General features: G+C 47.1%; 15 protein-coding genes. All 15 read right to left on the minus strand.

Translation table 11 applies throughout. From position 1 onward, the window contains the following. Positions 1 to 2: 2 nt before the first annotated feature. Positions 3 to 974 (minus strand): AAA family ATPase, encoded by a 972-nt coding sequence (locus tag ABTV53_RS16610; protein ID WP_339307626.1) that lies wholly within the window; start codon positions 972 to 974, stop codon positions 3 to 5. 111 nt (positions 975 to 1,085) lie between these two features. Continuing rightward, positions 1,086 to 1,649: a DUF402 domain-containing protein gene (locus ABTV53_RS16615; protein WP_062835000.1), complete on the minus strand. Its 564-nt coding sequence runs from the start codon at positions 1,647 to 1,649 to the stop codon at positions 1,086 to 1,088. Positions 1,650 to 1,936: 287 nt separating this feature from the next. Beyond that, the gene (locus ABTV53_RS16620; protein ID WP_433744347.1) at positions 1,937 to 4,615 is read right to left on the minus strand and encodes a PBP1A family penicillin-binding protein; all 2,679 of its coding nucleotides are present in this window, start codon (positions 4,613 to 4,615) and stop codon (positions 1,937 to 1,939) included. A gap of 168 nt (positions 4,616 to 4,783) precedes the next feature. Next, on the minus strand, positions 4,784 to 5,026 hold the full coding sequence (hfq, locus tag ABTV53_RS16625; protein WP_017687918.1) for an RNA chaperone Hfq: 243 nt from the start codon (positions 5,024 to 5,026) through the stop codon (positions 4,784 to 4,786). Positions 5,027 to 5,387: 361 nt separating this feature from the next. Then, positions 5,388 to 6,356 (minus strand): tRNA (adenosine(37)-N6)-dimethylallyltransferase MiaA, encoded by a 969-nt coding sequence (miaA, locus tag ABTV53_RS16630; protein WP_433744350.1) that lies wholly within the window; start codon positions 6,354 to 6,356, stop codon positions 5,388 to 5,390. Further along, a complete protein-coding gene (locus tag ABTV53_RS16635; RefSeq protein ID WP_433744353.1) occupies positions 6,337 to 7,122 on the minus strand; it encodes a class I SAM-dependent methyltransferase in 786 nt (261 codons plus the stop codon). The genes miaA and ABTV53_RS16635 overlap by 20 nt, the downstream gene beginning before the upstream one ends. Before the next feature lie 17 nt (positions 7,123 to 7,139). Continuing rightward, complete coding sequence (gene mutL, locus ABTV53_RS16640) at positions 7,140 to 9,356, minus strand: DNA mismatch repair endonuclease MutL (RefSeq protein WP_433744356.1); 2,217 nt, start codon at positions 9,354 to 9,356, stop codon at positions 7,140 to 7,142. Between the two features lie 21 nt (positions 9,357 to 9,377). Continuing rightward, positions 9,378 to 12,188 (minus strand): DNA mismatch repair protein MutS, encoded by a 2,811-nt coding sequence (gene mutS, locus ABTV53_RS16645; protein WP_433744359.1) that lies wholly within the window; start codon positions 12,186 to 12,188, stop codon positions 9,378 to 9,380. A 208-nt stretch (positions 12,189 to 12,396) separates the two neighbouring features. Continuing rightward, positions 12,397 to 13,647 (minus strand): putative amidoligase domain-containing protein, encoded by a 1,251-nt coding sequence (locus ABTV53_RS16650; RefSeq protein ID WP_433744361.1) that lies wholly within the window; start codon positions 13,645 to 13,647, stop codon positions 12,397 to 12,399. Between the two features lie 210 nt (positions 13,648 to 13,857). Beyond that, a complete protein-coding gene (locus tag ABTV53_RS16655; RefSeq protein ID WP_062835006.1) occupies positions 13,858 to 14,418 on the minus strand; it encodes an outer spore coat protein CotE in 561 nt (186 codons plus the stop codon). A gap of 75 nt (positions 14,419 to 14,493) precedes the next feature. Beyond that, positions 14,494 to 15,471 (minus strand): aromatic acid exporter family protein, encoded by a 978-nt coding sequence (locus ABTV53_RS16660; protein ID WP_433744364.1) that lies wholly within the window; start codon positions 15,469 to 15,471, stop codon positions 14,494 to 14,496. 348 nt (positions 15,472 to 15,819) lie between these two features. Continuing rightward, positions 15,820 to 16,611, minus strand: a complete 792-nt coding sequence (locus tag ABTV53_RS16665; protein WP_433754248.1) for an ABC transporter permease — start codon at positions 16,609 to 16,611, stop codon at positions 15,820 to 15,822. Positions 16,612 to 16,649: 38 nt separating this feature from the next. Further along, the gene (locus ABTV53_RS16670; RefSeq protein WP_433744367.1) at positions 16,650 to 17,444 is read right to left on the minus strand and encodes an ABC transporter ATP-binding protein; all 795 of its coding nucleotides are present in this window, start codon (positions 17,442 to 17,444) and stop codon (positions 16,650 to 16,652) included. A 28-nt stretch (positions 17,445 to 17,472) separates the two neighbouring features. Then, positions 17,473 to 18,477 carry an ABC transporter substrate-binding protein gene (locus tag ABTV53_RS16675; protein ID WP_433744369.1) on the minus strand — a complete coding sequence of 335 codons (1,005 nt, stop codon included), beginning with the start codon at positions 18,475 to 18,477 and terminating at the stop codon, positions 17,473 to 17,475. Between the two features lie 162 nt (positions 18,478 to 18,639). Further along, positions 18,640 to 20,154, minus strand: a complete 1,515-nt coding sequence (locus ABTV53_RS16680) for a carboxypeptidase M32 (protein WP_433744372.1) — start codon at positions 20,152 to 20,154, stop codon at positions 18,640 to 18,642. Positions 20,155 to 20,377 lie beyond the last annotated feature (223 nt).

A 20,377-nucleotide genomic window follows, 5' to 3' on the forward strand; every position in this document is an offset into this window, starting at 1 on the left:
GCTTACTTTCGCTCAAAGTTCAAATCCTCTGTCCGGATTGTCATCAGCTCCAGTTTTCCTGGACTGCCTTCTGAGTATTGTTCCAACAAACGAACCGCCTGATGCCTGATCGAACGCTCAATGGCATTACGAACGTATCTGGCGTTACTGAACGCGTGCAGCGAATCATTTTTTTCCTGAAGCAAATGCTGCTTTAGTTTGAGTATGGTCTGAGGCATTAAAATATAATCACGCTCTTTGGCCATAATCTCAGAGATTTGAATCAACTGATCAATGCTATAGTCTGGAAACTCCACTTGAATGGGAAAGCGAGAAGGTAATCCAGGATTCGTCTGAAGAAAAAAATCAATTTCTTCCGAGTACCCGGCAAGAATCAGTATAAACTGATTTTTGTTATCTTCCATAGACTTTACAAGCGTATCAATGGCTTCCTTTCCAAAATCCTTCTCTCCCCCGCGGGCCAAACTGTAAGCTTCATCAATGAACAATATCCCACCGAGTGCCTTCTTAACCAGATCTCTTGTTTTCTGCGCCGTGTGACCGATATATTCTCCAACCAGATCCGCACGCTCTACTTCAATAAGATGACCTTTACTCAACACACCCATCTTCTGAAAAAGTTTGGCAACGATCCTCGCTACAGTTGTCTTACCAGTCCCCGGATTGCCTTTGAAGATCATATGATACACGTGCGCACCACTAAGTAAGCCTGCTTCAGTACGCATCTGAGCAATCTGTAGAAAAGCATAGATCTCAAATACCAGGTCTTTGATATTTTCAAGTCCAACCAGTTGCTCCAACTCGCCCTGTATCTCCTGGAAGTGCGCATGTTTGGTTATGCTCTTGGCTGCCTGTACTGACGCTGCTTCATCTTTGACCAACATCTGAGGCTCCTGGTTGCGCAACACAATATTAATTTGTCTGGATGGTCTGCCTCCTGGTTGCTCTCCTGCAGCCATGACCCGTCCGTTCATTCGCCATCACCTCTATTTTATCGGGCTGAACTCTCCTGATTATTAATGTATTCTATCAGGTGCTCCAATATTAGAAGGATCATGAAGAATTCTACGCTTTAGGTACATGTCTTAGATCTGAATGTTTTTTCGAAACTCTCCATTCTCAAACAAACTTTGCCTGTGCTTCAACGATAACTGAAAGTATGGGAATACATGTGCATCAATGGCATGCAGCAGTTCCTTTGCCGTCTTGTTAGCCAAGTCATAATCACCTGTTGTAATATGCTTCCGCGACAAAGCATCCTCAAGCTCATCTTCATCCAGCAAAAACACTTCTCCATCTTTAAGCACTACGACATCCAGATACAGGTCATCAAACCAAGGAACACCCTGATCCGTTATCCCCTGGCTACGGCATGTATCAATATACCATTCCACAATCCGTTCCTGATCATCAAACATCGCTGTAACTACAAAGTGCTCTCCCTTCGGGTAGTATTGCAGCCAGGAATAACCTTTATCTGCGATACAGAAGGTACTACCTCCATAGGTTTTCCACAAAGGTTCTTTCAAATCCTGTATGGTGTACAACGTAATATAACCTGTAAAAATTTTGGATTGAACAAACCGGCATGTGAATTGTCGGTTCGTAATCCGGCGCCAGTTCGCGCGGTCCCCGAATTTCCGTTTCATACGAACCCCTCTTTGCCGACTACAGGTCCGTGACCTGCTCTGATGTTATTGGTGAACAATGTAATAACGTCCGCATGATGAATTCCAGCGTTCTGGGCCCATCATGCACAACATATTACGAATAGTTACAGCTTACCATATTTAAGGTATACACTCAAAATCATGCTTTGTCACACCTCTACATCAAATCAGCTTCCATTACAGCTGGTTCCGTATAACACAAAAAACTGCTTCACCGGTTTTCCGGGAAGCAGTTTTTTCAATGTAACTATTTAGTCGTTCATGGCTTAGCCGCCAGTTCCAGCTTGAGAATCTGCAGGTGTATCTGTTCCCCCAGTATCTCCACTCGTTCCGCTGTCCGGAGTTACAACCTCACCTGGCGTTGTTATGGCCCCATCATCAGTGCCTTCACCTGTACCACCTGGCTCTGTTGTTCCCTGACCAGGTGGGGTCGTGTTTCCTCCACCAGATTGACCGTTACCTTGGCCGGCTCCACCGTTATTACCGTTATTTCCATTGTTACCGTTATTCCCATTCCCATTTCCATTTCCATTGTTGCCATTTTCATTCCCGTTACCGCCATTACCATTCGAGTTGCCATTATCCGGTGAACCATTGTCCGGATCATCCATACCTGGCTGCTCTGGATCTGTTTCTGTCCCAGGGTCTATACCAGGATCAGGTTCCTCCGGCGGCATTTCCTGCGCTTCAATCATCAGGGAGATGGTATTCGAAGGATCCGTCTCCTGTCCAGACGCCAAGTCGTAGGCTGTCACATAGTACTCGTAGGTCAGGCCAGGCAATGCACTTAAATCTTGTGCACTGGTAGATCCCACTGAATCAATGAGATGCGTGAACTGGCCTTCGGAGGTTTCTTTACGATACACCCGATATTGCGTGCTCGCGTCACCCGTTCCAGTCCAACTCAGTGAGACGGTTTGAGCATTTGGATCGTATGATCCACTCAGACCACTAACGGATAGGGCTGGTTGTTCTGGTTCTTCTACTGGAGGAGGTGCCTGTCCTCCAGCCGGTGCTTTGAATTGCTTCACAGGAACGCCTTTCAAAGCATCTCCCATGACTTTGGCAAAGAAAGCTGCGGACAGCTTACTGCTGTTCTTAAGCATATGATTGGCATCCGGATTGTCATAACCCATCCAGACAGCGGCAGTCCATTCCGGTGTGTATCCAACGAACCATACATCACGGTTGGCACTGTTGCCAGAGATACCACTTTGTACCGTTCCTGTTTTACCCGCTACCGGTCGATCCAGACGCGCTGAACGTCCTGTACCATCATTAACAACGTTCTGCAGCATCTGTGTAAGCTGATACGCGTTTTGCTCGCTCATGACACGCGTTGTGTCCGAGTTATCGTGTTTATATGTGGTTTTGCCTGCGCTATCCTTTATTTCCTTGATCGAATAGGCTTGTCGGTATTCTCCGAGATTGGCAAATGCACTATAGGCTTGCGCCATTTCCAGTGTATTTGTCCCTTTACTCAGACCACCGAGAGCAATCGCCAGGTTTTTGTCTTCATCTGTCAGCTGTATACCCACACTCTTGGCAAAATTAATGCCTGTGTTAACGCCTATTTTATCAAGCAGCCAGACTGCAGGAATATTTTCCGACTTCGTAATGGCATCCGTCATACTGATCGTTGAAGAATATCCATGCAAGTTACCCGGACAATAGTTACCAAAACATTGCTTCGCATTGCTCAGCGATGAGTTGGCACTGTAGTTTCCTGTCTCAAGAGCCGGTGCATAAGACACAATCGGTTTAAAGGCTGAACCCGGTTGTCTTCGACTCTGCGTTACACGACTATAACCCTTGGTCTGATAATCCCGTCCACCCAGAAGGGCAACGAGACTGCCATTCTCGTGGTTCATGATAACCATGGAGCCTTGAACCTGTTGATCATCTTTGCTTGCCTCGAACAGACTATCATCTGTAAAGGCAGTTTCCATGGCTGTTTGAGCCTGAGCATCCATGGTGGTATAGATTTTATATCCACCTATATTCAGATCATCTTCCGTTTTTCCTGTTACTCGTTCAGCTTCACGGAGTACATAATCGATAAATGCTTGATATTTCTGATCTTTTTCTGGTCGCTTGTAGTTATAATCTACCGCTTTAGCTTTTTCCATCTCTTCCTTCGTAATGTAGCCTTGTTCATACATCAGCTGTAGAACAACACCACGACGTGCCTTGGAATCGTTCGGATTGCTCACCGGATTGTAGGCAGAAGGCCCCTTGGGCATCGCGGCGAGTGTGGCAATTTCCCACAATTCAAGATTATTCAGATCTTTTTTCCCAAAATAAAATTCAGATGCTGCTTTAATCCCGTAACGCTGATGACCGAAGAAAATCCGGTTCAGATACATCGTCAGAATTTCGTCTTTTGTGTACTTGCGCTCTAATGCCATGGCAATCGATACTTCCGTCGCTTTCCGGAAGAACGTCTTGTCACGGGACAAGAACATGTTCTTGGCAAGCTGTTGGGTTAATGTACTACCACCTTCCACCATGGAACGAGCCATGACATCCTTAACGGCTGCACGCCCAATGGACCAGATATCCACACCTTGGTGATCGTAGAATCGCTTATCCTCCGTTGCAACAAAGGCTTGCTTCACCAGCTCAGGAATATCATCTTCTTTGACGGGTTCCAGCTTCTGAATGGATAACTCCCCCATTAATTGGCCATTGCGATCATATACTTTTGAAGTTTCATTAATTGTAGTTTTGTCCTTGTTGGCTTTGAGCAGATTCTCACCACTCACCATAATAAATAAATATCCACCAAGTGCACAAAATATGGCGATTGCCATTGTGAAAAACAGTGTCCATCCAACGCGTTTACCCGTAATTTTTTTCTTTTTAGAGGTCTTTGGCTTCGCTTTTTTGGATGACTTGTTATTGTTGTTGCGATTATTAGACCTCGACAACGGATCGTTTGGCATGTTACCTCCTGACTCCCTTTCAGTTGCATAAATTCTATTCGTCTGTTGGCTCAAGCATATATTAAACATATTTTGCCCGGAATGAAAAGAACAACCCTTTATTCAGGTTGCTCTGTTTCAACACCTATACTTGTAGACGAAATGGTTGGTGAAAAGGTTTCGTAATTTTTAAGCTTCGCCGCTGTTATCTTGCTGCATCAGCGATACGCTGCGTTGCGGCGTGAACGTGGAGATGGCATGCTTGTAGACCATTTGCTGGCGTCCGTCGCTGTCAATGACGATCGTAAAATTGTCAAATGCCTTGATCGTCCCGCGGATTTGGAAGCCGTTGGTCAGATAGACCGTAGCAGGAATATTTTCTTTCCGCAGTTGGTTCAAGAACGTATCTTGGATGTTGATGGACTTGTTCATTAGCCGTACCCCCATTGGTTCATTTGAATTCGTGTTCAAGTAATATTCAATATCGCTGAGTAGCTTTCGTGCTATTATATCATGAACAGTTTCATATAATCCACAAAAACCCCTTGTCTGCTATTTTACCCCCATTCTTGGCGAGATGAACAAATAGTAGACTTATCCATTATACACCGCTTGTCAGTTTTGCAAAAGAGGGACATAATCTTCATTTTTAATCACTTTTATTCGTTGTTTGAAGAATAATACACCTCTTTCATCTGTTCATGTGATAAGTAAAAACCTCTATCCTTTTAATAACTAAAAGGTAGAGGTTTACATATCCTGATCTAATCCATGCCAGTCAGATGAATATTAATTATCGCCCATTTTTATCAAATTTCCGTGTAATCAAATCACTTATCTGCTTGTATTTCCCTTCAAAATCCTCGGTATCCGTCATGTCCACCCATTCAATATCCTTCATATGGCGGAACCAGGAAAGCTGACGTTTGGCAAACCGGCGCGTATCCCTCTTCAACCACTCAACAGCAGCTTCCCAACTCACTTCCCCTTGCAGGAACGCTACAATCTCCTTATACCCCAGTCCTTGCATGGAAATATGACCTCTGGCCACTCCGCGTTCCAACAGGGACTTCACTTCATCCACCAGACCTTGTTCGATCATCAGATCAATCCGCTCTTCTACCCGGGCGTACAACTTCTGCCGATCCATTGTCAAACCAACAATAAGAAGGTCATACGGCGACTCTTTCTTCTGTACTGCCAGCTGATCAGACCACTTCTCGCCTGTGAGGTGATGAATCTCAAGAGCACGCACAATTCGCCTTTGGTCATTCGGATGCAGACGATCTGCACTGACCGGATCAACTTCCCTCAGACGATCATGAAGGGCCTGTGCGCCATGTTGCTCCGCATAACTGAATTGTTGCTCCCTGAACGCTTCATCCGAACCACTATCCGAAAATTGGAAGCCGTAACATACTGATTCCACATACAGACCGGTGCCACCTACAATAAAAGGCATTTTACCGCGTTCATGGATTTCACGAATCAATCGGGTGCAACTCTCCTGAAACTCGGCCACAGAATACGGGTACTCTGGTTCATGAATATCAATGAGATGATGAGGTACACCCTTCATTTCTTCAGGGGTAATCTTGGCTGTTCCGATATCCATTTCACGATATACCTGCATCGAATCTCCTGAGATAATCTCACAATTGAAAGCTTGGGCAAGCTCGATGCTCATTCTTGTTTTACCTACTGCTGTTGGCCCAACCAGCACAAGCAGTTTAGGTTTTGATTTAACTTCCACGTTCAACATTAATCACTCCGTACAGGGTTTTTGCATTCGCTCGATCAAGTATTTCAAATCCGAGCCTGTCAAACTCCGCGCTGCCGCGCTTTTCTTTCATCACTACCCGTTTACGGGCAACCCGTTTCGCTTCCATAATGCTCTGTTCATTCAGCGCGTGAGCATTTGCATAATCTCGCAAGGGCTGTATAGCACTTGAATCCATCATCGGTTCACGGAACATGGGGTCAAAATACACGGTATCACAGCTTCGATCCGGCATGGACCGCAGCAACTCAAGATGATCCACATGCCGCAGATCTATGCGCCGGAAAGCCTCATCCACCAAAGGCTGATTGCTCTTATAATGGGACATGCCCTCCAGTAGCAGGGTATAGAGTGGTTGAGAACATTCACATGCGATGACCCTTCCACTATTACCAGCCGCAACCGAAAATACCAGCGCATCTGAACCGAGTCCAGCGGTACAATCAACAATCGTGTCTCCTTCAAGCACCGAACCAGCTTCCAGCATGGGATCGCCTTCCCCTCTTAGAACTCGTTTAGCGCGAACAAATCCCATACTGGGGTGAAACTCGAGCTCCGTCCCATCTTTGCGATACAAACGCGCTCTGCCATTGAGCACGACCAGTATTTCGTTGATACCATAATGTTCAATCAGTCTGGGTAAAGACGTTCTATTGCGCGGTACGTAGGTACCTCCTGTCGTTTCGGCGAGCTTAAGCGCACGCTCCACCTGAGAGGCAATCTCCTTGTCACCGGTTGTAATGTACATAATGTCCCCCTAAATAGCTACATCACTCGTTTAAATAATTTTTCCAGATCATACGTTGAAAATGAAACCACAATCGGCCGCCCATGTGGACAAGTGTAGGGCTGACGACACGAACCCAGACGCTGAATCAGCACTTCTGCTTCCTGATCCGTCAGCTTCTGGTTGGCTTTGATGGACGCCTTGCAGGAGCACATAATGGATGCGGCTTCCCGCATCTTGGCCACGTCTATGCTGCGTTCACTAAGGACCCATTCGGACATTTCTTCGATAATGTCTTTCTCGTCCCCTTTGGGGAACCAGAACGGATGGGAACGCACACGGAACGTTTGTCCACCAAAATGCTCCAAATATACGCCTGCCTGCTCGAACCAGGCCAGCCTTGTTTTCAGCTTTTCCGTCTCCGAAGGTGTGAACTCCAGCGTAATCGGCAGCAGTAACTCTTGCGAGGCCTGGGCAGGATTTCCAAATTTCTCATAATAGTACTCATAATTCACGCGTTCATGGGCGGCATGCTGATCAATTAAATATAACCCTTGGTCATTTTGCGCGATCAAATACGTACCATGATGCTGTCCGATCAGACTCAGCTCCGGAAATGCGGGCATGGATGCATCCGATTTAATGGCAGCAGCAAGTTTAGTGGCATCAGGCAAAGCTGAAGTTTTCCACGTCCGTTCATTTCTCGCATTCGAAGACGGATTGTAGGTTGATCGTGCTTCCCTAACCGGTGAAGTTACGGAATCGGACCGGTAGGTAGTCGATTTGCCTTCAGCCAACGGTTTCTCTGTTGCTCCACGATCCCCACCATCTTGAGAAGACAGGTCAGTTTTGGGAAAAGCTTCGGAAGAACTTGTACTTACATCTTTAGTTCCATCCTGCACGTTAGCGGTTGTCCGCTCCACATTGTGACTAGTCCCCTTTTGCAAAATATCCCCGCTCCAACTTTCTAACTGCTCAGGAGGATGCGTAACCTCAGGTGGAGCTTCAGGCAAAGGCACGGTCTGTCCCTGTTCAGATACCGGCTGTACAGCGGACACATCTGCCGGAGCATCCAAATCCAGATCATCATCTTCTGCAGTTAACTTTAATAATGCACTGGCAGGTTTCCCGAGTGGGCCTTGTTGTCCATACCCTTCTGCTTCAGACTGGTCTTTCAGCGGACCACGTGGAAAGAGAAATTGTTCCTGAATAAAGGAACTATCATCTCCACGGCGGATCTGTTGTTTTTTGACCTGTGGAATCAATACCTCCTGCCGAAGTATGCCTCGCAAAGTCGTCTCCACGAATTCATACAATTCCGGTTCCTTGCTGAAGCGAACCTCAAGCTTAGCCGGATGCACGTTCACATCCACAAGAGAGGGATGCATCTCCAACTGCACCACAACAAGCGGGAAGCGATTGATGGGCAGCAAGGTATGGTAGGCTTTAAGAATCGCCTGATTGAGACCGTAATTGCGAACAAATCGCCCATTAACAATGGTTGACATCCCCCCACGATTCGCTCGTGTCCATTCTGGCAGACTGATCAGCCCGCTTACCCGGTAATCCAGACTTTCTCCCTGGATGGGAAGCATCGCTTTGGCAGCACTTGTCCCATAGATCGCTGCAACCACTTGCAGCAGATCCCCATTTCCCAACGTCTGAAGCAACACATTCTCATTATGGCGCAGTCGGAACGAAATGTTCGGATGAGACATCGCCATCCGGTAAAGGACATCTGATATATGTCCCAGTTCCGTCTGGATCGTTTTCATATATTTGAGCCTGGCTGGTGTATTGTAAAATAGTTCTTTGACTGCAAAATCTGTACCTTGGGGTGAGGTTGCATCTTCATGAGAGACAAGGTTCCCGCCTTCAATCACGATGCGGCGCCCCCGCCCGTCATTGTCACTTGCCGACAATACCTCTACCTTGGATACTGCAGCAATACTCGCTAAGGCTTCTCCACGGAATCCAAGACTTGTGATCTGGAACAGATCTCGGCCATGAGCTATTTTACTGGTCGCATGACGATAAAAGGCCGTTTCCATATCTTCTGGCTCTATACCTGAACCATTGTCTTTGACACGAATACTGAGGAGTCCGCCCTCTTCCACTGTTACTTCAATCTTGGTGGCGCCTGCGTCCACCGAGTTTTCGAGCAACTCCTTGACGACTGAAGCAGGCCGTTCGACCACTTCACCCGCCGCGATCTGGTTGGCAATATGTTCATCAAGCACATGTATTTTCGCCACAGGTTTTCCCCTCCCTTATATTCAGGATAATTGCTGTGCCTTCAATTTGAGATCATTCAATATCTGCATCGCCTGAAGAGGCGTCATATTCATGACATCGATATCTTTCATCGTACGGATGAATTCTCGCGCTGGTTTATCCACCGCAACTACATCCGGTTTCGTTGCCACATTCGGCTCATCATCCCCAAAGATGGACAGTTGAACCACATCCGAATGGCTTGCACTGGACTGTGCTTTGCTGCTGTTTGATTTCTTGGCATGCGACTTTCCAGCCTCGGCTGAATCTTCTATAGAAGGTGTGTAATCTGCATTTTCCGCAGTATCATGCTCCCGGAGCATAGAAACCGAATCCGTGTGCTGGAATTCTACACCTTTTACATTCTGGCCTGTTTCCTGCTTCTCATTCCCGATGTATTCACTGCCCACAGCTACTTGCGCAGCCGCATGTTCGAATCCATGCAACAGTCCATTTGCCCGCTCAATGATGCTATCAGGCAGACCTGCAAGGCGTGCACAATAGATACCATAACTGCTGCTGGCTGCTCCGGCAATCAATTTGCGCAGGAAATTAACCTTGTCACCGCTCTCCTGTACCGCCATGGAGTAGTTGGCCAGCTTGTCCAGACTCTCCTCCAGATGAGCAAGCTCATGGAAATGCGTGGATACAAGGGCTTTACAACCGATAATATCATGTACATATTCTATAACAGACTGAGCAATCGCCATACCTTCGCTGGTGGACGTTCCCCGTCCCAATTCATCGATAATAATCAGACTTCGTGGTGTCGCTTTGTCCGTCATGACCTGAATGTCGGCCATCTCCACCATGAATGTGCTCTGTCCACCAATGAGATCATCCGCGGCACCAATCCGTGTGAAAATGCGATCCATAATCGGCACTTCAGCCTGACCCGCAGGCACAAAACAACCCACTTGCGCCAAAATGGAGATTAGAGCCACCTGTCGCATATACGTACTCTTACCAGCCATATTCGGACCAGTAATCAACAGAATGCGTGCCTCTTCCTTGGTCATTGCCGTGTGATTGGCAATAAATGCGCCATCTCGCATGACCGCCTCAACAACTGGATGACGTCCTTCTTCCACAACCAGATCATAACCATCGGTCAACGTAGGCCGTACAAAGTTGCGCTCAGCACTGATCACCGCAAAAGATTGATACACATCAATTTCGGCTACCTGTTCAGCCAGCTTTTGCAATCTTGCAATCTCTTTGTTCAGCCGCTCGCGCAGTTCAGCGAACAGTCCATACTCAATATCAACCATTTTGTCCTGAGCTTCGAGAATCAGCGTTTCTTTTTCCTTCAACTCCGGCGTAATGTAACGTTCTGCATTGGCAAGTGTCTGTTTACGTTCATAACGTCCCTCTGGCAGTGCGGACAGATTGGACTTGGTGATCTCGATATAATAACCAAACACTTTGTTATATCCAATCTTCAGCGATCGAATGCCTGTCGCCTCGCGTTCTCGCGCTTCCAGCTCTGCAATCCACTGTTTCCCGTTAACCGAAGCCTCACGCAATTCATCCAGACGTTCATGGTACCCTTCACGAATCAGGCCTCCGTCCCTTACGGATACAGGCGGCTCGTCTACAATGGCTTGCCCGATCGCTTCACACAGATCATTGCAATCATCCATCGTTTCGGCAATATGCTGAAGTGTTGCGGAAGATGATCCTGCGCAATGCTGACGAAGTCCTGGAATTTTCTCCAGTGATGATTTGAGCGCATTCAGGTCACGACCATTGGCATTACCAAATGCAATCCGGCCCACCAAGCGCTCCAGATCATAGATATCTTTGAGTTCTGCCCGCAGGTCCTCACGCAATATAAACTGGTTGTACAACGTATCCACTGCTTCAAGACGCTCATTAATCTTCCCTTTTTGCAATAATGGCTTATCGACCCAGCGACGCAGCATTCTTGCGCCCATGGACGTCTCAGTTCGATCAAGCAACCAGAGTAATGAACCTTTTTTGGAGCGTTCACGCACGGTTTCCACCAATTCCAGGTTCCGTCGGGTAAACGGGTCCAAGATCATATAATGATCCGGCTCATACGTTGAGATTTGGGTTAATTGCCCAAGAGAACGTTTCTGTGTTTCACTCAGATAGGAGAAAAGTCGTGCAATGCACGCTTGACGTTCAGGCTCTAATCTTGCCCACACAGCCTCGCCAAACTGCTGACGGACCAAATCTTCCTTATTCTTTGTCCAAGACGTGTAGACCACCGGGCGACCAATTGGAGATGCCTCGGCTTCTACCGTTTCAAGCAGCGCTGCATCCCCCACCAGCTCCGATGGTTCGTAGATGCCGATTTCATCCTTAAGCCATTCCTTGGAATAGGGTACGGATGTCACATACAACTCCCCCGTTGACAGATCACAAGCCGCGAGCGCTAGGGTATTTTGATTACCTGTAAGACAAACCATGTAGTTGTTGGACTTGTCACCCAGGGTCTTACCTTCCATTACCGTTCCGGGTGTAACCACACGTACAATTTCACGTCGAACCATGCCTTTGGTTACACTTGCATCTTCCATCTGTTCACATATCGCAACTTTATATCCTTTTTCAATCAGACGCTGTATGTAATTGTCAGCCGAATGATACGGTACACCGCACATCGGAATTTTGTCATCCGCGCCCCCGTTACGTGCGGTTAGCGTGATCTCAAGTTCACGAGCAGCATTAATCGCATCATCGAAGAACATTTCATAGAAGTCACCCAGTCTAAAAAATAAAAAAGCATCTTGTGCTTCGGCTTTCACTTGCAAATATTGTTGAATCATTGGCGTATACTGAGCCATGATGAATATCCTCCATCCCGTTCCTATAATTGTCAGGAAGAAACGCGTCCTGGAAGGACAATAAGACGGTCAGGCACTGTGTTTGCGCCTCCGCCTTATGTGTTGGCTATTCGCCAGTTCCTTCAAAGGTTGCTGCTCCATATCTTCCGTAGTAGCTTATCATTCATAAAAGACTTGTTTCTTATTATATCAAAAAAACGTCCACTCTTCATGAACCTGCCCGAATATTCCAGAGTTTACGGATATCCCGGCTCTCATCCCATGTTCTTCCCAGTTTTAATTGAAGGATTAACGGAGATGCATACCGTTCATAACGTGCATATCCATCCAACCTCTTCAGATCATCTACCAGAGCTGGGATGTGTTCCTTAATCACTTCGCGCTTTCCTTCATAAAAAGCGGTATGAACCTCAGCTTTCGCCAACGGACGCTGCCGTAATTGAGTATACCCACTCGCAATTAGACCTGCCAAGGCCACAACACCCTTCGCAACAAGGGGCGACACAAGAAAGCTGGGTAACGTACGGTACTCAAACCCACCGTAAGATTTCAGGCGAAAATCACCAAGTGCTCCATAACGTGGCCGTCTTCCCGATCCACGCGGGTCTTGAAGAAATGCCAGCGGCAATGCCAGATAATTGTCCAGTGCGCGGAGCAGTTCCCCGGTAAGATTCACGCCGCTAAAATGAATATGACCGCCTAAAGGTAACCCCCGCTGCGGCATCCCTCCTGCCTGCCAGATGAGCGAGTGATCACTGATGCTGCGGGAAGCGGCTGCGAATGCCCTCATCAGATGAGCCAGTAGCTCTCGTGGTTCAGAGCTGGGAGCGGGTCTCAATTCGGCAACCGGATATATGCGTCGGCCACCAATCGTCACGGAATCGCAGCCCGCCATTCCTGTGCGTTCAAGAAATTTGGAGGCGGGGACAATTTTGGATTCCGGCATCTGCACCAGAAGAAACTCGGGGTCCATGCCAAGGATGGGCACGGTTCTGTGACTACGCTCCTCATCCAGCAGTTCCTGATGCTGCTTCCAGCTTTCCCTGTAGGTAGCAGCAAGGTTGTTCACCCCTTTCCAGGGATCCGGATCGATCGAAATCACTGCACATCCGCCGTTCCCTGAGGATTCCATTCGAACAGCTCCATGATCCAGTCCTAGCGTATACAGCGTTTTGATCGCAAGTCGTTCTATGCGCTTGAACAAGGTCGAACTCGCTTCACGCACCAACAGAGTTTCCTGTGCCCCACCCATGCCACTAGTATCCTTGCGCTTGATCCGGATCGCCTGCAGACAGCTTATCTCTACGTCATAGCGTACACGCAAGCCTGGTTCACGTTTGCGCCGATCGTGCAGTGACAATACTTCAATACCTGCCTGTTTCAACCGTTCTGCACGTTCTCCAGAAGTCATCCTTTCATATCTGCGCAGCGCTTCCTCCGCTTGTTCCATCACATCCATTACGATTACGTCCCCCCTCCCGGATCGTGCAACTAAAATAAAAATAACCCCGCAATGCGGAGCCTTCCCGTGAAAGGTATTCCAGGCACATTGCGAGGCTCGTTACCACCCATTTTTCAATATTTAAGAAGAAAGAGGGCTTACGCCCTCTTCATCGCGCCTTCTGGCGCATATGATACCTTAGGTTAACAAATACATGATGAATCAAACTCACAGCTCATCGTCGAGCAGATCGGGATCGAGATCGTCATAATCTCCATCGCCACTGCCAAAATCATAGTCCTTGTCTTCGTAATCACCGCAACCATCTGTGCAGACCTTCACACAAACTTTGGTTTCGGCAACGAGTTCCACAGCGAATTCCCGTTCTACCCGGATAATTACACTGCTTCCACCTGCGGATACTGTGGCTTCCACACAGCTAGGTTCCTGCGTTGCATCCGCAGATACCTCCACTGTGGAAGTCCGGTGTTTCGGGTCCAGATAGGACAATGGCACATGTTCTACATACGAGACCGTTTCTTTGGCTACATCCGTCTGCGAATTCTTGTCGTAGGAATACCAAATGTTGATATCGTAAGTACCAATAACTTCAATTCCGTCACCCGCTGATACGGCTTCATATTGGTGGTTGATAATCCAAGCCCCCAAAATACTTGTCGGACCATTTGGCGGAGTCACGGTATGTGTTACGGTAGAGAACTTACGACCTTTGCCGCAGATCGCCTTCGTGATAATCTCTCTACATTGATGTTTATGACTCAATGACATCTTTAAACCTCCTCCATACAATCATTCACTACAAGTGTATGCAGGGCATTCGTCTAGGGTGACAACTATTTTCTATTATTCGTTTGTAGATTGGGACCGGTCCGAGATTGGGGACGGTGCTTTGTCCTTCTTCGCGACTTTCAGATACAGCGCGAGTTCACGGCACAGCTGGAGAATTGCGGAACGAATCTCGAATTCTTCCCTTGTATCCGGCAGCTCCATACGTTTGAATTCTTCTTGCACATCCGCAAGAAGTTTTTCAGTTCGTCCGGTGTAGGATTCAGTAAGTACATCCTGACTAAGCTGATCGAACAGCTCCGACACCATTTCCGCATGTGGCATCTTCTGATAGATCTGGGACACCAGATGCATCATATGCTGGATGGAGTCCAGCTGTGTTTTGCGCATATAGAAGTAGACACTCCATTCCTCATTCGGATGAATCACCTGATTCTCCAGAGAACGCTTGGCTGCATCAATACCGCCGAGAATCGCTTTATCCGCTTCAATCAGCTCTCTCCCCGCCCATGCTTCATTGGGATTACGCAGCGTGGCTGCGAATTCCTTGAAAATCTTCGAAAAGAGTTCATCGATTCGTTTGCGAATGCGTAACATCTGTGGATCCGCTGCCGGCATATAGGCCAGATTAACCGCCATTGCGGAACCAAGACCAATCAGAAGCAAAGCAACTTGTACGAGGACAACATGTACGTCCATTTCCCCGCCGCCGAACACCCGAAACACTACAACTGAACCTGTTACAATACCTTCCTTGAAGCCAACCCGGACAATAACCGGGAATGCGATCAATATGTATACGGCCAGTACCCAGTAATGGAAGCCTAGAAAGTGAAAAAGTACACTTGCAAATAAAAGTCCAACTACTGAAGCAAAAAATCGGGCCGATATGGTACGAATGCTTCGTTTTCTCGTTACATCCACCCCAAGAATGGCAAGCAATCCCGCTGAGGTTGGTCCTGGCAAGCCGCACCAGTCCGCAATCAGCACGGCCATTAATGCGGCAATTGCGGTTTTTATTACCCTAAAACCCATTTAACATTCCATCTCCTCTAAGCTGCAAAAAAATTCTTAGCCAGCTCGTCGCCTCATTCATTTATCATGACTAGTATGTCTCATCCAAATGTAACCTAGACGACATCAACCGACATGCGCATGCATGCCGGTCACAGCAACACGCCCCGAATGAGGGACGCTGGCAAGTTAGATCGTTGCGACAGAACCTCAAGGCCCTCTTCTCCAATCATCGCATTCATTCCGGATCTGTGCGGAATATTCATACTAAATATGGTACTTGATTTCTCGGTATCGGGCAACGTGACACCCCTTGTGAAATTGTATACATATGATACCCGGTCACATTACGAGTAAAACACGTCCGAATCACCTGCGGCCAGCCAGCATTTTACGTTCTGCATAGACAACAAGTTGATACATGGCTGTTGCAACTGCTGCAATAATTAACAGACTTGATAATACAAGTGTAAAGTTGAATACCTGGAATCCGTAGATAATGAGATAACCGAGCCCTTGTTTGGCGACCAGAAACTCACCCACAATTACACCCACCCAGGCCATGCCCACGTTCACTTTCAAAGTGGATACAATCGCTGGAAAAGAAGCGGGCAATACAACTTTGGTAAAAATCTCGGAACGTTCTCCACCAAACGTACGAATCACTTTAATATAATTGGGATCCACTTCATTGAAGCTGTTATACACCACCAGTGTTGTAATAATGACCGTGATGGACAACGTAGTCATAACAATTGCCGTGAAACCCGCGCCAAACATAACAATAAAGATCGGGCCGAGGGCTACCTTTGGCATACTGTTGAACACAACCATATAGGGGTCCAGCACTTTGGACAAAAAAGGGGACCACCAAATTAAAACCGCAAGCAAGGTTCCAACGAATGTTCCCAGTAAAAAACCAACTGCCGTTTCTCCTACGGTTACCCCAACATGTGCCCATAATTCGCCACTAGCGATGTCCTTGCCGATCTGGGCAAAAATCTTACTCGGATAACTGAATAACAGTACATCAATCCAACGGAGTCTGCCTGCCACTTCCCATAGCAAAAACATACATACCAGCATGGATAATTGTACGGCAAGCACTTGATGTCGCCATCTGGCCACCTGCTGAATATGATTCCGATGCAGTTGCCCCATCCATTCGTCACGCTTTTCCTGCTTCGGATTCGTTTGATTCACGCGTCTTTCTCACCTCCCCCTGACTGATCCAGTTCACTCCATAACGCCTGAAACAACGCATTGAATCCTTCTTGCTCCCTTGCATGGAAAGGCTGAGCCTTCCGAATTCCATCGGGGATGATAAACTCACGACGGATGCGGCCGGGATTGCGATCAAGCACAATGACGCGGTCACTGACCGCAATGGCTTCAGACAAATCATGGGTGACGAGTACAGAGGTTTTTCCAAATTGTTTTAACGTGTCCGAGACCAGATCCTCCAATTGCAGCTTGGTTTGATAATCGAGTGCTGAGAATGGTTCATCCAACAATAAAATTCCTGGGTCTGTCGCCAGCGTGCGCACCAGGGCTACTCGCTGTCTCATGCCTCCTGAAAGCTCTGAAGGGTACTGATTCTCCGTTCCGGCCAAGCCCATACTTACCAGTAGTTCCCGTACACGCTCACGGCTCCGTTCATCCAGTCTGCCTGTCAGTTCAAGACCGATCAATGTATTATCCAGAATGGTCCGCCATGGAAACAGATAGTCCTGTTGAAGCATATAACCAATCTGTGCTGAGGGGCCGCCAACGAGTTTGCCTTTAACCTTAACTTCTCCTCGGGTGGGTGTGAGCAGCCCGGCGATGATCGACAACAATGTCGTTTTACCACATCCGCTCGGTCCAACCAGACTGACGAACTCTCCTTTTTGGATCTCCAGACTCAAGTCTTCAATCACCAATGAAGCTTCCCGCTCGCTGACGTATACTTGAGAGATCCCCTCCAGTCGGATCACACTTTCGGATTCAGGCATTCTGCTCACTTCCTTTCCTGAATACCCATTACTTTGATTTCGTGGCTTCTTCCGCATAGGCATTATTCACAATGGCATTCAAATCCACGCGTTCTTTCAGCTCGCCGGCGGCACTCATGACATCAAGCAGATTGTTCCACTCTTCCTCATCAATGATCGGGTCCGTTGCATAGCTGCCCTGTTCCTTATAACGGTTTACACTACTGATCAAAATGGCCGAATCGATGTCTTTGAAAAAAGGAGTGATGACCTCCGCAATCTCTTCAGCGCTGCGGGAATCTACCCATGCCTGTGCTTTGTGCAGACCATTCGTAAACTTCTCCACGATATCCTTATTGTCGTTAAGATAACTCTGTTTCGTCATGAAGACGGTATAAGGCAGACGACCACTTTCTGTTCCAAACGATGCAACAACCTTGCCCCGATCTTCTTGTTCAAAGATGGATGCCTGGGGCTCAAACAGTTGAACATAATCTCCCGTACCTGAGGCGAAAGCGGACGCAATGTTGGCAAAGTCCACATTTTGAATCAGCTCCAGATCACTTTGTGGATCAATGCCATGTTTGTTCAGTGCGAACTCCCCTGCCATTTGCGGCATGCCGCCTTTGCGCTGACCGAGAAATGTGGAATCCCTCAATTGCTCCCAATCGAAGCTACCTTCTGTGTTACGAGCGAACAGAAATGTACCATCCGTCTGGGTGAGCTGGGCAAAGTTAATGACCGGGTCTTCCGCTCCCTGCTGATAGACGTATATGGACGTCTCCGCTCCTACCAGTGCGATATCCACCGAACCTGCGAGTAATGCCGCCATCGTTTTGTCACCGCCAGCAGTCGTTTGAATATCCACCTCAAGTCCCTGCTCTTCAAAAAAACCTTGAGCCACAGCCACATATTCCGGTGCGTAAAATACCGAACGAGTCACTTCGCCAATCGTAATCTTGGCTTCATTCTCTTCCTTATTACAGCTGGTGAGCGCCACAATGATAATCAGCAGAATAACGATGCCCCGGACGAACCATGGCGTGTATTTCATGTTGTTTCCCTCCTTCACTGGTTTCAGCAGTTTCTCTCTATTATGGATATGCCGATGCCCAACAAAAGGTTAAGAACTTGGATGCAAAAAAAAGAGCCGGGCAATGATGCCCGACTCTTCAGCTCTTCTAAAGAGCTATTTCAATATACTGTTTACTGGATATTACAGCTTGTAAATCTCGGCATATTTGGCTTCCAAATAATCGGCCAGATAATCCGGGTTCAGTTCTTCACCCGTTACAGCAATAATCAATTCGGAAGGTGTGCGACTTTTGCCATATCGATAGATCTTGTCTGTAAGCCATTCCTTAATTGGAATCAGATTACCTTCAGCAATAAGGGTATCGAACTCCAGCATTTCCTTGCGCAATGTATGTAGAATTTGAGCTGCATACATATTACCCAGAGAATACGAAGCAAAGTAACCAAAGTCACCACCAGACCAGTGAACATCCTGAAGAACGCCGTCTCCATCATTCGTTGGCATAATACCAAGGTATTCCTTGTATTTTGCATTCCAGGTCTCTGGCAGGTCTTTCACTTCCAGGCCATCGTTGAATAACATTTTCTCAATCTCATATCTGATAATAATATGCAGGTTATAGGTCAGTTCATCCGCTTCAATCCGAATGAGTGAACTCTCCACCCGGTTGATTGCACGATAGAAATCTTCCAGTTCAACCTCGCTCAGTTGCGGGAAATGCTGCTGCAAATCTTTGTAATAACGTGTCCAGAATGGCAGGCTGCGACCAATCATGTTTTCCCAAAGACGGGACTGGGATTCATGAATTCCCATGGACGTTCCTTCTGCAAGCAGGGTACCCGCCAGACTATCATCAATATTTTGCTCGTATAGGGCATGTCCGCCTTCATGCAGTGAACTGAAAACTGCGCTTGCTACATCATCTTGCAGATAATGTGTTGTGATCCGCACATCACCCGGGTTAAGACCCGTTGCAAAAGGATGAACACTCTCGTCCAATCGTCCAGCTTCAAAGTCATACCCCATTTGTTCCAAGATGAACAGACTGAATTTCTCCTGTTGATCGGTGTCAAACAACTGATTCAGGAACTCTGTATTTGGCTTGTTTTCTGAGGCATTAATCTTCTCTTGCAGAGGCACCAAACGTGCTTTGAGGCGGGCAAATACAGCATCCACTTTCTCAACCGTCAGATCCGGTTCATACATATCAAGCAGCGTATCATAACGTGTATCCTTCACACCCCAATAATCAATAAACTCCTGTTTGAGCTTAACGATATCTGTCAGATAAGGTGAGAACCCTGCAAAATCACTGTTATGCTTGGCATCTTCCCAGGCCGTTTCCGACTTGGCTGTTAGCACGGTATAAGCTTGTACTTTTTCCGGCGGTACAGACTGACTGCGATCATATTCTTTCTTGCAATCTTCAACTTGACGACGATCTATATCTTCGAGCTGTTCCAATACCGCTGGAGTCGTTAATGCATCCAGGTAAGTCTTCATGTCAGCCGAGGTTTGCAACTTGAATGCTTCGGTGGACAACATACCCAGCGTCTCGGAACGAGTCGGAACGCCTTTTTTCGGCGCACCTGTGCGCAGATCCCAGTGAAGCAAACCAATGGCTTCATGATAGCTCTTAATTTTACGAGCCAGATTACGGAAGGATTCCAAATGTTCCTGTGTTTGTTTATCCATTGTTATCGTTCACCTCTTCAAAAAAAATGTTATACCCTATTGATGATACTTTTTGCATTGCGTATAATCAACTTTTAACAGATGAAAATTGCATTATTCTCCTAAAGATACGTGTTCAAAAAGTCTGGTTTTCATTGCCGAGAAGATAGAAATGCAATTCAACTTCAATGCTGATGATGCCCTCAGACATGACTTGTAATCAAAAGTGGACTTTTTGAACAAC

This window comes from Paenibacillus amylolyticus (assembly GCF_050990605.1).
GTDB lineage: Bacteria > Bacillota > Bacilli > Paenibacillales > Paenibacillaceae > Paenibacillus > Paenibacillus amylolyticus_H.

What these genes read in the sequence shown, in the direction of transcription:
- ABTV53_RS16610 (WP_339307626.1), bottom strand. Translation starts at nt 974, where the DNA reads ATGAACGGACGGGTCATGGCTGCAGGAGAGCAACCAGGAGGCAGACCA.
- ABTV53_RS16615 (WP_062835000.1), bottom strand. Translation starts at nt 1,649, where the DNA reads ATGAAACGGAAATTCGGGGACCGCGCGAACTGGCGCCGGATTACGAAC.
- ABTV53_RS16620 (WP_433744347.1), bottom strand. Translation starts at nt 4,615, where the DNA reads ATGCCAAACGATCCGTTGTCGAGGTCTAATAATCGCAACAACAATAAC.
- hfq (WP_017687918.1), bottom strand. Translation starts at nt 5,026, where the DNA reads ATGAACAAGTCCATCAACATCCAAGATACGTTCTTGAACCAACTGCGG.
- miaA (WP_433744350.1), bottom strand. Translation starts at nt 6,356, where the DNA reads ATGTTGAACGTGGAAGTTAAATCAAAACCTAAACTGCTTGTGCTGGTT.
- ABTV53_RS16635 (WP_433744353.1), bottom strand. Translation starts at nt 7,122, where the DNA reads ATGTACATTACAACCGGTGACAAGGAGATTGCCTCTCAGGTGGAGCGT.
- mutS (WP_433744359.1), bottom strand. Translation starts at nt 12,188, where the DNA reads ATGGCTCAGTATACGCCAATGATTCAACAATATTTGCAAGTGAAAGCC.
- ABTV53_RS16650 (WP_433744361.1), bottom strand. Translation starts at nt 13,647, where the DNA reads ATGGATGTGATGGAACAAGCGGAGGAAGCGCTGCGCAGATATGAAAGG.
- ABTV53_RS16655 (WP_062835006.1), bottom strand. Translation starts at nt 14,418, where the DNA reads ATGTCATTGAGTCATAAACATCAATGTAGAGAGATTATCACGAAGGCG.
- ABTV53_RS16660 (WP_433744364.1), bottom strand. Translation starts at nt 15,471, where the DNA reads ATGGGTTTTAGGGTAATAAAAACCGCAATTGCCGCATTAATGGCCGTG.
- ABTV53_RS16665 (WP_433754248.1), bottom strand. Translation starts at nt 16,611, where the DNA reads ATGGGGCAACTGCATCGGAATCATATTCAGCAGGTGGCCAGATGGCGA.
- ABTV53_RS16670 (WP_433744367.1), bottom strand. Translation starts at nt 17,444, where the DNA reads ATGCCTGAATCCGAAAGTGTGATCCGACTGGAGGGGATCTCTCAAGTA.
- ABTV53_RS16675 (WP_433744369.1), bottom strand. Translation starts at nt 18,477, where the DNA reads ATGAAATACACGCCATGGTTCGTCCGGGGCATCGTTATTCTGCTGATT.
- ABTV53_RS16680 (WP_433744372.1), bottom strand. Translation starts at nt 20,154, where the DNA reads ATGGATAAACAAACACAGGAACATTTGGAATCCTTCCGTAATCTGGCT.